Source organism: Vibrio sp. bablab_jr001 (genome assembly GCF_016464285.1).
Lineage (GTDB): Bacteria > Pseudomonadota > Gammaproteobacteria > Enterobacterales > Vibrionaceae > Vibrio > Vibrio fluvialis.
This window is the reverse complement of sequence record NZ_JACDWZ010000072.1, coordinates 164,481-177,310: the sequence shown is the minus strand read 5'-3', so window position 1 is coordinate 177,310 and position 12,830 is coordinate 164,481. Positions and strand designations below refer to the sequence as shown.

The 12,830-nt window shown below is 51.7% G+C and carries 11 protein-coding genes; 1 reads left to right on the top strand and 10 read right to left on the bottom strand.

What is annotated here, in order from left to right; genetic code table 11:
* Positions 1-11: 11 nt before the first annotated feature.
* The 4 genes from rplC to rnr all read right to left on the bottom strand — a co-directional run bounded on the left by rplC (position 12) and on the right by rnr (position 4,592).
* Complete coding sequence (gene rplC, locus JIG40_RS11405; RefSeq protein WP_020329474.1) at positions 12-641, bottom strand: 50S ribosomal protein L3; 630 nt, start codon at positions 639-641, stop codon at positions 12-14.
* Positions 642-655: 14 nt separating this feature from the next.
* Complete coding sequence (gene rpsJ / locus JIG40_RS11400; RefSeq protein ID WP_001181007.1) at positions 656-967, bottom strand: 30S ribosomal protein S10; 312 nt, start codon at positions 965-967, stop codon at positions 656-658.
* Positions 968-1,393: 426 nt separating this feature from the next.
* Entirely contained in the window at positions 1,394-2,134 is a 741-nt protein-coding gene (gene rlmB, locus JIG40_RS11395) for a 23S rRNA (guanosine(2251)-2'-O)-methyltransferase RlmB (protein WP_020329473.1), read from the bottom strand.
* Between the two features lie 10 nt (positions 2,135-2,144).
* Complete coding sequence (rnr, locus tag JIG40_RS11390; protein ID WP_199465361.1) at positions 2,145-4,592, bottom strand: ribonuclease R; 2,448 nt, start codon at positions 4,590-4,592, stop codon at positions 2,145-2,147.
* Between the two features lie 182 nt (positions 4,593-4,774).
* Here rnr and JIG40_RS11385 point away from each other — a divergent pair, with 182 nt between their 5' ends.
* Entirely contained in the window at positions 4,775-6,610 is a 1,836-nt protein-coding gene (locus JIG40_RS11385; protein WP_199465360.1) for a DUF3413 domain-containing protein, read from the top strand.
* A 53-nt stretch (positions 6,611-6,663) separates the two neighbouring features.
* Here JIG40_RS11385 and JIG40_RS11380 read toward each other — a convergent pair whose 3' ends face one another.
* The 6 genes from JIG40_RS11380 to kefB form a co-directional block, all read right to left on the bottom strand.
* Positions 6,664-7,299: a tetratricopeptide repeat protein gene (locus JIG40_RS11380; RefSeq protein WP_032082232.1), complete on the bottom strand. Its 636-nt coding sequence runs from the start codon at positions 7,297-7,299 to the stop codon at positions 6,664-6,666.
* Positions 7,300-7,524: 225 nt separating this feature from the next.
* Positions 7,525-8,841 (bottom strand): adenylosuccinate synthase, encoded by a 1,317-nt coding sequence (locus tag JIG40_RS11375; protein WP_020329470.1) that lies wholly within the window; start codon positions 8,839-8,841, stop codon positions 7,525-7,527.
* Between the two features lie 127 nt (positions 8,842-8,968).
* Positions 8,969-9,910 carry an isoaspartyl peptidase/L-asparaginase gene (locus tag JIG40_RS11370; RefSeq protein ID WP_104966447.1) on the bottom strand — a complete coding sequence of 314 codons (942 nt, stop codon included), beginning with the start codon at positions 9,908-9,910 and terminating at the stop codon, positions 8,969-8,971.
* A gap of 154 nt (positions 9,911-10,064) precedes the next feature.
* Complete coding sequence (gene slyD / locus JIG40_RS11365) at positions 10,065-10,634, bottom strand: peptidylprolyl isomerase (RefSeq protein WP_020329468.1); 570 nt, start codon at positions 10,632-10,634, stop codon at positions 10,065-10,067.
* A 164-nt stretch (positions 10,635-10,798) separates the two neighbouring features.
* Positions 10,799-11,014, bottom strand: coding sequence for a YheV family putative zinc ribbon protein (locus tag JIG40_RS11360; RefSeq protein WP_020329467.1), 216 nt, complete (start codon positions 11,012-11,014; stop codon positions 10,799-10,801).
* A 13-nt stretch (positions 11,015-11,027) separates the two neighbouring features.
* Positions 11,028-12,830, bottom strand: a complete 1,803-nt coding sequence (gene kefB / locus JIG40_RS11355; protein WP_032082363.1) for a glutathione-regulated potassium-efflux system protein KefB — start codon at positions 12,828-12,830, stop codon at positions 11,028-11,030.

Here is a 12,830-nt window from a genome sequence, read left to right as displayed (position 1 = left end):
ACTCCTAGACGTTATGCTTTAACAGCTGGTTTAACGATCACGTTACCGCCAGTTGCGCCAGGGACTGCACCTTTAATAAGAAGCAGATTGCGCTCAGCGTCAACACGTACGATCTCTAGGTTTTGAGTCGTTACACGCTCAGCACCCATGTGACCTGCCATCTTCTTGCCTTTGAACACGCGGCCTGGAGTCTGACATTGACCGATAGAACCAGGAGCACGGTGAGACAATGAGTTACCGTGAGTCATATCTTGAGTACGGAAGTTCCAACGCTTAACAGCGCCTTGGAAACCTTTACCCTTAGATGTACCAGTAACGTCTACTTTCTTAGTTTCGTTGAACAGTTCAACAGTCAGTTCAGCACCAACTTCAAACTCTTCACCGTTTTCCAAACGGAATTCCCAAAGACCGCGACCAGCTTCAACGCCAGCTTTAGCAAAGTGACCTGCTTCAGCTTTGTTTACGCGGTTAGCTTTCTTAGAACCAGCAGTTACCTGGATTGCAGCGTAACCGTCAGTTTCAAGAGTTTTCACTTGAGAAACGCGGTTTGCTTCAACTTCAACAACAGTTACTGGAATAGAAACGCCGTCTTCAGTAAATACGCGGGTCATGCCCACTTTACGACCGATTAGACCAATCATTCTTCTAATCTCCCTTAACCTAGGCTAATTTGTACGTCAACGCCCGCAGCAAGGTCTAGACGCATCAGAGCATCAACAGTTTTGTCTGTTGGCTCAACGATGTCGATTAGACGTTTGTGAGTACGGATTTCGTACTGATCACGAGCATCTTTGTTAACGTGTGGAGAGATAAGAACTGTGAAACGCTCTTTACGAGTTGGCAGTGGGATTGGACCACGAACCTGTGCGCCAGTGCGCTTAGCTGTTTCAACGATTTCCGCGGTAGAAGCGTCGATCAGTTTGTAATCGAATGCTTTTAGGCGGATACGGATACGTTGGTTCTGCATGAGACAGAGCTCCAATATTAAAAAATTACACAAACAATATCGCCACTCAAACTCGTCAAGACGAGAGAATGCCGATTGATTTATGTGAAACCGTAGCATCCAAGATTAGGACGCATTGTCAGCTAATAGGTGATTAACCTGAACTATCGCGAAGATAGTGAAAGCTAAATTTTTATTAACTGCGAACATAAGCTGAGTTTACATTACCTAACGAATCCTGAGATTCGCCAGCTCCTCGCTGCTCATTGGTTCACAACTGGCTTAACCAGTGGGGCTGCATTATACAGATCACCTGCTTCCATGCAAGCAGTGTTTGAAAAATAATCGCTATTTATTCTAAGCCACTGATTCTTTCAGCGCCCCACTGGCTCCAATAAAAAACGCAGGCGTTTCAGCCTGCGTTTTACTGTTGCACTGACTGGCGACTTAAGCCAGAGAACGCTGACGTACCGCTTCAAACAGACAGATGCCGGTCGCTACAGAAACGTTCAGGCTGGACACGCTGCCTGCCATTGGGATTTTGATCAGGTCATCGCAGGTTTCGCGAGTCAGACGGCGCATGCCATCCCCTTCCGCGCCCATCACGATAGCCAGAGGCCCGGTCAGCTTGCTCTGATAAATGTCATGGGTAGCTTCACCCGCCGTGCCGACAAACCAGATGCCTTTTTCCTGCAGCGCACGCATGGTACGCGCTAAGTTGGTCACACGTACCAGTGGTACGGTTTCCGCTGCGCCACAGGCCACTTTACTGACGGTCGCCGTCATCGGAGCCGACTTATCTTTGGGCACGATTACCGCAGCAACACCAGCAGCATCCGCGTTACGCAGACACGCGCCCAGGTTGTGCGGATCGGTCACGCCGTCCAGCACCAACAACAGCGGCTGTGAATGCTGAGCCAGGATGTCATCCAGATCGTTTTCGTTCAGTTGTTTCGCCGGTTTGACTTTGGCAATCACGCCCTGGTGATTGGCACCCTGCGCTTTATCATCCAGAGCTTTGCGGTTCATCTCCTGAATCGAGATACCCAAACGCATCAGTTCATTCAGCACGGGGAGCAAACGGTCATCCTGACGACCTTTCAACACATAGGCTTCCACAAAACGAGCCGGATCGCGCTCAAGAACAGCGTTCACCGCATGGATGCCATAAATAAATTCGTTACTCATTGTTTACCTATTACTTTTTCGCTCGCGCTTTGTCGGCTTTACTGCGAGCTTTTTGCTTACGCGCTTTTTCTGCTTTGGTTTTTTTGTGTTTTGGCCCTTTCGCTTCACCGGAATTATCCGGGCGCTTAGTGGCTTCAACCAAAGGTACGGCTTTGCCGCCACGGGTCGCCGCTTCTTTCTTGCCTTTGGCTTTAGCCTTCGCCTCAGCCGCGCGTTTCTTCGCCGTTTTACCTTCGCCGCGTAGCTTACGACTTGTTTCGACTAATTCAAAGTCTATTTGGCGATCATCAAGGTTAACTGCCAGCACTTTGACTTTGACAGCGTCGCCCAGACGGTAAATCGCACCAAACGATTCGCCTATCAGGCGCTGACCAATCGGGTCAAACTGATAGTAGTCGTTGGCCAGAGTAGAAATGTGCACCAGACCATCGATGTGCAGCTCTGTCAGACGAACGAAGAAGCCAAACCCCGTAACATTAGCAATCACACCGTCGAGCTCTTCACCAACGTGATCCTGCATGTACTCACATTTCAGCCAGTCAGACACTTCGCGAGTTGCATCATCAGCGCGGCGCTCGGTCATCGAACACTGCTCACCGTAGTAATCCATATCATCAAACGAGTAATGATAACCACCCGTTGGTGTCCAGCGATCCTGATTGCGGCCTTCCTCTTTGGCAATCAGATACTTGATTGCACGGTGCAGCAGCAAATCCGGGTAGCGGCGGATTGGTGAAGTGAAGTGCGCATAACGTTGCAGCGCGAGACCAAAGTGACCTGCGTTGTCCGCGTTATATACTGCTTGCTTCATTGAGCGCAGCAACATAGTCTGAATCAGTTCTTTATCCGGGCGCTCGCCAACCTGACTCATCAGATGCGCGTAATCGGTCGGTGACGGTTCCAGACCGCCGCCCAGATCCAGGCCGAGTTCACCGAGGAAATCACGGAAACCCATCAGGCGCTCTTCACCCGGCGGCTCGTGAATACGGTATAGCGAAGGCTCTTTCGCCTTCTCAACCAGAGACGCTGACGCAATGTTAGCCATGATCATGCACTCTTCGATCAGCTTGTGTGCGTCGTTACGTTCCAGTGGTTCAATGCTTTCAATCTTACGTTGCGCATTGAAAATGAATTTGGTTTCTACGGTTTCGAACTCAATCGCACCGCGTTGTTCACGGGCATCTTTCAGCACCTTGTACATGCGATGCAGCTCTTCCAGGTGCGGAACCAGTTCGGCATAACGCACACGCAGCTCTTCGTCACCTTCCAGAATGTCGTGCACTTTGGTGTAGGTCAGACGCGCATGAGAGTTCATCACCGCTTCGTAATGTTTGTAACCAGAGAGCTTACCTTTCTCGGAGATGGTCATCTCACACACCATACACAGGCGATCTACCTGCGGGTTGAGTGAACATAAACCATTCGACAAGACTTCCGGCAACATTGGCACCACTTGTGATGGGAAGTACACCGAGTTACCACGATGTGTGGCTTCTTTATCAAGAGCGGTGTTCGGACGCACGTAGTAACTCACGTCGGCAATCGCAACCCACAAACGCCAGCCGCCACCTTTCTTCGCTTCACAGTACACCGCATCATCGAAGTCGCGCGCGTCTTCGCCATCAATGGTCACCAAAGGCAGAGCTCGCAAATCAACGCGACCCTGTTTGGCTTCTTCCGGTACTTCTTCACCCAGCCCAGCAATCTGCTGTTCCACTTCTTGTGGCCAAACATGCGGGATCTGGTGAGTACGAATCGCAATCTGGGTTTCCATTCCCGGCGCCATGTTTTCGCCCAGCACTTCCACCACTTTACCCATCATGCCGCGGTTACGACCGCCACGATCGGTAATCTCAATCACCACCACGTTCCCCATGCGCGCACCGCCACGCAGTTCATTCGGGATCAGAATATCCTGATGAATACGCGAATCATCCGGCACGACGTAAGAGTAACCGTGTTCAAAGAAGAAACGGCCGACAATTTGCGTCTGACGCTCTTCCAGCACGCGGACCAGACGCCCCTCTTTTCTGCCGCGCTTATCGGTACCCGTTGGCTGAACCAGCACCAGGTCGCCGTGGATAATAGTCCGCATCTGATGATGAGGAAGAAGAATATCGTTATCTTTGTTGGTGCTGCCTTCCGGGCGCACCCAGCCGTGACCGTCCTTATGACCAATCACATAGCCTTTCACCATTTCCAGTTTCTCTGGCAGCGCGTAACACTGACGGCGGGTAAACACCAGTTGGCCATCACGCTCCATCGCACGCAGACGACGGCGCAGACCTTCATACTGATCTTCACCGGACAGCTCCAGCGCTTCGAACAAATCATTACGGTTCATCGGCACATTGGCCTTAGTCAGAAATTCAATGATGTATTCGCGACTTGGAATTGGGTTGTCATAGTTATCAGCTTCGCGATCCGCAAAAGGATCAACATGGGTGGTGTCAGACATAGGCAGACCTGCTTATTTAGGTAGGGGATTACAGTATATCCTACTGAGTTCCTAAGCTTAAGGACTAATACCAATATCCTAAACAAGATCACCAAACCACAAGATGTGACATAGCTCAAATAATTCGGTACATTGAGCGCCCTTTATTTTCACATTCAATCCCGTCAGGGAACCCAATTCTCATGCTGTTAACGATTCGACAAAACGTTCGCTGGCTTTTTAGTCACTTTATTTTGAACATTGTTTTATTGGCAACATTAGGCTTGCCTTATCTGACATGGATGACCCCACCCGACAATGATGTCATCGCTCAACTGTATTTATTCACCACCCAGGCAGGTTTGTTTGGTCTGTTTGCCGGGTTGATTGCTACCATCATGTTGCCACTGTGCTGGCTACCCCTGCGTGTCGTCCGGCCGTTGGCCACCTTGGTTACCTGGCTGAGCTCGGTCCTGCTGCTGATTGATGTCGCGGTTTATCAGCAATACCGTTTTCATCTCAGCGGTTTTATTTGGGAGCTTTTGCTGCAAGGCGGAGACGAGGTCATCAGCCTCTCTTGGTATACTATCGCCATCGCAGCTCTGCAGGTCCTCGGTGTGGCTGTGGCTTGTTTGGTCATTGCACTGATGAGTAACTACCTTGCCAAACGGAGCCTAAGTTGGATGGTCGGCGCGAGTGTGATTTGGCTTGCTTCACTGCTGATTAGTCAGTCGATTCACATGTGGCGTGATGCCCACTATGACACGACCGTACCCAGCTACAGCGTGCACTGGCCACTGTATTATCCGCTGACCGGCAAGCGCCTGTTGGACAAACTCGGGCTAGTCGATACGCAAACCGTGCGCGAACAGAGCTTGACGTTGCCACGTCCAAGTCATTCACATCTCAACTACCCGCTGCATCCGCTGGACATTCGTCAGCCAGAGCAGACGCCTAATATCCTGTTTATTGCCATTGATACCTGGCGTTATGACGATGCTAATCAGGATGTCACGCCGAACATTGCCCAATTTGCTCAGCGTTCGCTGCGTTTTGAGCAGCATCTCAGTGGTGGTAACTCCACTCAGGCAGGCATTTTCAGCTTGTTTTACGGTTTACCCGCGACGTATTGGGACTCGTTTCACGCCACCCAGAAGCGCCCGGCAATGATGAAAGCTCTGGAAGCGCTTGATTATCAGTTTGCCATTTACGCCTCTGCGCCGCTCAATAGCCCGCCATTTGATCGCACGGTGTTTCGTGGCATCGATAATCTGCGTGTTGATACCCCTGCCGAGACGTCACCGCTGCGCGACCAACGCATCACTGATGACTTTGTCGATTTCCTCAAAACACGGAACTCGAATCAGCCCTACTTCGGCTTTTTGTTTTATGACTCGGCCCACGCGACAGAATTTCCGGCTGACATGGAGCCGCACTTTACGCCGTCGTGGAATCGGGTTGATCACATCAAGCTGGATAACGATTTCAACCCAGAGCCGTACCGTAACCGCTATCGCAATGCCCTGTATTACATTGATGGACAAATTGAGCGAGTACTGAACGCCGTTGAAGCGCAAGGCGGGCTGGAGAACACCATCATCGTTATTACCTCAGATCACGGTCAGGAGTTTAACGACAACCACAAGAACTATTGGGGCCACGGCAGTAACTACAGCATGGCGCAAATCCATGTTCCGCTGTATATCTATGTGCCGGGTGAACGACCGGAGAAAATCGACGGGAAGACAACGCATCTGGATATTGCCCCAACCTTTATGCATCGGGTGCTTGGCGTGCAAAATTCGACCGATGATTATTCCGTCGGCTATGACCTGCTTGATACGGAACGTGACAGAGGGTGGCTGATCATCGGCAGCTATTTCAACTACGCACTCGTAGCCGACGATGAAATCATGGTGACTTATCCCAGCGGCGCGGTACAGACTATGACGCCGCAACTCGAGCCGAAGCGACAACGTTCACTCAGCAGTGGCGATTTGATGCAGGCGCTGAAACAGATGAATCGATTTTTGAATTGATGGAATTGATCAGGTTATGACAACCTTTGGTAACGGGCAGGTATGAGTTCCCGTTACCAAAAGGTTCCGCGGCGTTTGGCGCGAGCGATGATGTTTTCCGGCATGCGTTGTTCCAGCCCCTGGCGCAGAATCGCAATGCGGTTATGGGTACGTTTGTCCGCCGTGACTGAGTTGTACAGCCAGCGGTATGCATCTTCGTAGTCGAGCGGACTGCCATAATCACGCAGCAACAGTTCCGCCAGCTGAATACGCGCATTCAGGTTACCCATAGCCGCCGCTTCACGCAGGTATGGGATCGCGCGCTCTTTGTCCTGCTGCACCAGTGTGCCACGCGAATAGTAACGCCCTAACTGCTCCAGTGCTTCCGGCAGGCCCTGATGCGCAGCGTTTTCCATGTAGTAAAGCCCCAGCTCCACATCCTGGTTCACACACACGCCCCACGCCAGCATGTCGCCATACAAAAACTCGTACGACGGTAGATTGATGCGGGTTGCACGGGCAACGATGTCTTCCACCAACTGACAGTTATCAGCCTTCACACGCTCAAGGTGCTTATTTTCTGAGATTAATTTGATCAGCTCTGCTTCTGAATAGATCGGCACGGGTTCTCCGACTTCCGCCACACTGGCGTGACTGACAGTCGAATAAAATGCTAACACTAGAGAAGCGGCTACCGTTCGTAGCTTCATACCTGCACTCTTCGTTCACTCCGATAGCCATAACAGTATAGCGCTTCATCGGCGCTGGCTCGGTCTGATTCCTGTATCGGCCATTTGGCGGCACGCTTTAGTGAAAACTTACCAATCGGCGGCAATTTTTTGCCACCAGCGCACAAAATAGCATCACCTCAGAGAAAGCAACAGGTATAAAAAAGCCGACCTGTTTGGCCGGCTTTTCAATATCAACAGTTCGAATTACACGTTGAATGGGTGTACTTTGATGATGGTTTCGTTACGGTCTGGACCCGTAGAGATGATGTCAACCGGAACGCCTGTCAGCTCTTCGATACGTTTGATGTAATCAAGCGCAGTTTGAGGCAGCGCATCGATAGATTTAGCACCGAACGTTTTTTCAGACCAACCAGGCATGGTTTCGTAGATAGGCGTTACGTTTTCGTACGCATCTGCAGCCATTGGCGAGACTTCAAGCACAGAACCGTCAGCCATTTGGTAACCAGTACAGATCTTGATTTCTTCTAGACCGTCTAAGACGTCCAGTTTGGTCATACAGAAACCTGTAATTGAGTTGATTTGAATAGCACGACGCATGGCAACCGCATCGAACCAACCAGTACGACGCAGACGACCCGTTGTTGCACCAAATTCAGCGCCAACAGTACCCAAATGCTTACCAACTGGATCTTGCTTCTCTTTACCATCGTACAGTTCTGTCGGGAACGGACCTGCACCCACACGAGTACAGTACGCTTTCGCAATACCCAGAATGTAACCCAAGTGACGAGGGCCAAAACCAGAACCTGCCGCAACGCCACCTGCCGTGGTGTTAGAAGAAGTTACGTATGGGTAAGTACCGTGGTCGATGTCCAGCAGTGTGCCTTGTGCACCTTCGAACATGATCTTGTCGCCGCGCTTACGTGCTGCATCCAGCTCGTCAGTCACGTCAATCACCATGGAAGTCAGCAGATCGGCATAACCCATGGCTTGTTCAAGCACGTCTTCGTAGCTGACAGGTTCAACTTTGTAGAAGTGTTCTAGCTGGAAGTTATGGAAAGTCATAACTTCTTTTAATTTCTCAGCGAATGCGGCACGGTCAAACAGGTCGCCAACGCGCAGACCACGACGTGCTACTTTGTCTTCGTAAGCTGGACCGATACCACGACCAGTCGTACCAATTGCTTTATTACCACGAGCAGCTTCACGCGCTTGGTCCAGAGCAATGTGGTAAGGAAGAATCAGAGGACAAGCTTCAGAAATGAAAAGACGCTCTTTAACAGGAACACCGCGGTCTTCTAGACCAGTCATTTCTTTGATAAGTGCATCTGGTGAAAGTACAACACCGTTACCGATAATGCATTTCACGTTGTTGCGAAGGATACCTGATGGAATCAAGTGAAGAACGGTTTTCTCACCGTCGATTACTAGAGTGTGACCTGCGTTGTGACCGCCTTGGTAGCGAACCACGTATTTTGCATCTTCAGTTAAAAGGTCTACGATTTTACCTTTACCTTCGTCACCCCATTGGGTGCCAAGAACGACTACGTTATTTCCCATCTTTCCAAGTCTGTTGCTAGTTAAAAATGGATTCTAGCACCGAATCTGATTCGATGCAGTCATTTTTTAAGCATGAAAATGTCTTAAAAAATGACGGATAAAATCCATTCAGTTATGACAAAAACATTCACTCATCTGCATAAATTTTGACGAGTAAATCCCCTTGGCGATCGATGCCTGCGCGGTACATGCCACTGCTGTTCATGGCGAAGTGAATCTCACCCGATGCGTCAATCGCGATCAAGCCGCCCTCGCCACCCATCGTTTTCAGTTCGCCCTGAATCACCTGCTCACACGCGGTATGCACATCTTCACCCAGATAACGCATACGCGCCGCCACATCGCCCGCCACCATTTTGCGAATAAAGAACTCACCCATGCCCGTCGTCGATACCGCCACATTACCGTTTTCTGCCACGGTGCCAGCACCAATCAGCGGTGAATCGCCAACCCTTCCAAACTTCTTGTTGGTGATACCGCCTGTACTGGTCGCGGCCGCCAAATTACCCAACTGGTCGAGCGCCACCGCACCAACGGTGCCAAACTTCTTGTCATCTGGATATTTGGACTCTGAAAGCGCAAACAGCCCTTTTGATTTCATCGATTGCAGCTGTTCATAACGGCGCTCAGTGAAAAAGTAATCTTGTTCGGTATAGTCGTAGCCGAGCCCAAACGCAAACTCTTCCGCCCCTTCGCCCATTAGCAGAACATGGTCGCTGTGGCGCATCACATCACGCGCCAGCTCAATCGGGTTACGAATATGACGCACACCCGCGACTGCACCCGCATCCATGTGGCGGCCGTGCATCACCGAGGCATCCATTTCGACCATTTCTTTGTTGGTCAGCACTGAGCCTTTGCCTGCATTGAACAGCGGTGAGTCTTCCAACACTTTGACCGCCGCGACCACAGCATCCAGCGCATCACCGCCCTCGCTCAGCAATTGATGTCCGGCGCGCACTGACTGTTCCAGTACCATCAGAATGTCGCTTTTCAACTCCTCGCTCATCTGTGAGCGCAAAATGGTGCCGGCACCACCGTGAATGGCGATAGCAAAAGGTTGAGACATGTTCGATTCCTTAACCGTCAAACGGCACATCCTGCCGCAGAGCACGCTGGATTACAGCGCATAAAAAAGCGCCAACCGATCACTCGATTCGCGCTTTCTGTGTCTTGCTCCGGCCAAGGCGTTTACCCCGGCCGCAGTCGCTTGTCACTGAGACTTAGTGGCAGTGACCGCCGCCACAGCAGCCGCCTTCGTGATCATGACCGTGATCGTGGTCGTGATCATGGCCACCGCAACAACCGCCTTCGTGGTCGTGATCGTGTGCCTGGTGGATGTGACCGTGTGCGATCTCATCTTCAGTCGCTTCGCGCAGTGCAACCACTTCGCATTCGAATGTCAGAGTGTGGCCAGCCAGCATGTGGTTACCATCAACCACCACTTCGTCGCCGTCGACTTCTGTGATTTCAACTGGGATTGGACCTTGGTCAGTGTCTGCCAGGAAACGCATGCCCACTTCGATTTGATCTACGCCTTGGAAAACATCAGCTGGTACGCGCTGAACCAGCGCATCGCTGTGTTCGCCGTATGCGTCTTCAGGTGCGATAGTCGCAGTGAATTTGTCACCAGCAACTTTGCCTTCCAGTTCACGCTCAAGACCAATGATCAGGTTGTTGTGACCATGCAGGTAATCCAGTGGTGCTTCCACTGTTGATTGGTCAACCACGATGCCATCTTCCAGTTTGACTTGGTAGGCAAGGCTTACAACCACGTTCTTTTCAATTTTCATAACGGCTCCAAGGAGTTGTGTATTCAATACTCAATTCGCGCCAGCATGCTGACGACTGAGATGGCCGATATTATGGAGTAATCCCCCAGTCACCTCAAGCCATCTGTGATCGCCGCTCCGTTGAAGACAGGCTGAATCTCCATGTTGGCGACGCTTGCAGCGATTTATTCCGGTTTAAAAATACCGATCATCTGATCGCTGCCATGCTCACTGCTTTCCACCGATTTCGGTTTGCGCTGCTCGTGATAGTCACACTCGACACACTCGACCAGCTCAATGTTGTTTTCTATCCACCAGCGCAGCGTATCCTGCGCTTTGCAGCTCGGGCAACTCGCGCCGGCGATAAAGCGTTTCTTTGATTTTACGTTATTGCTGTTCACGTTCTTGGTCCTGTTACTTTTCCCAATAGCCGCGCGATTGACGATCGTTGTCCATCTCACGGCCAAAAATTTCTTCCAGCTCTTTACGTGCTTCTTTGGCGCGTAATGTCAGTTTTTTATCTTCACTGTGTTGCGGCAGCAGCTCTTTAAGCATTGCACTGTCGAGCCTGCGGAAATGCGCTTCGGCCCGCTTCGCCTCATACGGATGCATGCCCAGCGTAACCAGAGCCTGTCGGCCGAGATCCAGCGCGCCGAGGAACATTTCTCGCGAATAACGCTCCACGCCGTGGTTGAGCAGTTGATACGCTTCCACCCGGCTGCGGGCACGGGCGAGGATCTTCATGCGCGGGAAGTGATGCTGACACAGCTCGACAATTTTCATCACTTCATCCGGTGCGTCGGTACAAATCACGATGGCTTCCGCTTCATCGGCTCCCGCCGCGCGCAGCAGTTCGAGATGCGTGGCATCGCCGTAAAACACCTTGTAACCATATTTGCGCAGCAGTTTAATCTGACTCGGGTCACTCTCCAGCACGGTGATTTTAATCTTATTCGCGTACATCAGACGACCGACAATTTGGCCAAAGCGGCCAAATCCGGCAATGATCACACGGGGTTCTTTGTTGACGATATCACTGTCGAGCGCTTCATCTGCCGACACATTGAGGTTGCGCGCAAACCATTTGCGTTGCGCAGCGAGGATCAGCGGTGTCGTCACCATCGACAAGCTCACGACCACCAGCAGGAATGACACCTGCTCACTGTGCAGTAAACCTTCACCCCTGGCCGCAGTGAAGATCACAAACGCAAATTCACCGCCCTGACTGAGAATCGCCGCCATGTTACTGCGCGCTTTTGCCCGCGTGCCGGATAAACGGGCCAGCAGATACAAAATCAGCCCTTTGACTACCACCAAGCCAACGACCGCCAGCAGCACCTGCACGGGCAGTAAAGCCAGCAGGCCGAGGTCAACCGCCATACCGACCGCGATGAAAAACAGACCGAGCAACAGACCTTTAAACGGCTCAATCGCAATTTCCAGTTCATGGCGAAATTCACTCTCCGCCAGCAGTACACCCGCAAGGAAGGTACCCAGCGCCATCGATAAACCGAGATTTTGCATCAGCAGCGCAATGCCGATCACCAGCAACAGCGCCGCGACGGTGAACAACTCACGCACGCCACTCAGCACAATATACCGAAACAGCGGGCTGAGCAGATAATGACCGCCAACCAGCAGACCAACTATGCCACACAGCATCCACACGCCATCCAGCCAGTTTCCCGCAGTATTCCCCGCCAACACTGGCATCAATGCGAGCATCGGGATCACCGCGATATCCTGAAACAAGAGCACCGCAAATCCCGACTGCCCGGTTTCACTGCGCGACAGCCCCTGCTCTTCAATCACACGCAGCGCAATCGCAGTCGAAGAAAGCGCCAGCCCCATTCCGACCACTAGGCTGCTCTGCCAGGCAAGCCCCAATAAATGAGCAACACTGGCCAGCACTGCCCCCGTGACCAACACCTGCGCGCCGCCCAGGCCCAGAATCGGACCGCGCATCTGCCACAGTTTTTTCGGGTTCAACTCAAGACCAATCAGAAACAGCAGCAGCACCACGCCAAATTCGGCGAAATGCAGAATCGCGTTCACATCGCTGATGAGTCCCAGCCCCCACGGACCAATCGCGACCCCAGCCAGCAAATAGCCGAGTACCGACCCCAAGCCCGCGCGCTGCGCCAGCGGCACTGCCACCACCGCAGCCGTCAGGAACACCACACCGCTCTGCAGGAAATCTCCGGTTAACGAGGCCAT

Coding starts and splice junctions, on each gene's coding strand:
- rlmB (WP_020329473.1), bottom strand. CDS start 2,134: ATGAGTAACGAATTTATTTATGGCATCCATGCGGTGAACGCTGTTCTT.
- rplC (WP_020329474.1), bottom strand. CDS start 641: ATGATTGGTCTAATCGGTCGTAAAGTGGGCATGACCCGCGTATTTACT.
- slyD (WP_020329468.1), bottom strand. CDS start 10,634: ATGAAAATTGAAAAGAACGTGGTTGTAAGCCTTGCCTACCAAGTCAAA.
- kefB (WP_032082363.1), bottom strand. CDS start 12,830: ATGGCCTCGTTAACCGGAGATTTCCTGCAGAGCGGTGTGGTGTTCCTG.
- JIG40_RS11375 (WP_020329470.1), bottom strand. CDS start 8,841: ATGGGAAATAACGTAGTCGTTCTTGGCACCCAATGGGGTGACGAAGGT.
- rpsJ (WP_001181007.1), bottom strand. CDS start 967: ATGCAGAACCAACGTATCCGTATCCGCCTAAAAGCATTCGATTACAAA.
- JIG40_RS11385 (WP_199465360.1), top strand. CDS start 4,775: ATGCTGTTAACGATTCGACAAAACGTTCGCTGGCTTTTTAGTCACTTT.
- JIG40_RS11370 (WP_104966447.1), bottom strand. CDS start 9,910: ATGTCTCAACCTTTTGCTATCGCCATTCACGGTGGTGCCGGCACCATT.
- JIG40_RS11380 (WP_032082232.1), bottom strand. CDS start 7,299: ATGAAGCTACGAACGGTAGCCGCTTCTCTAGTGTTAGCATTTTATTCG.
- rnr (WP_199465361.1), bottom strand. CDS start 4,592: ATGTCTGACACCACCCATGTTGATCCTTTTGCGGATCGCGAAGCTGAT.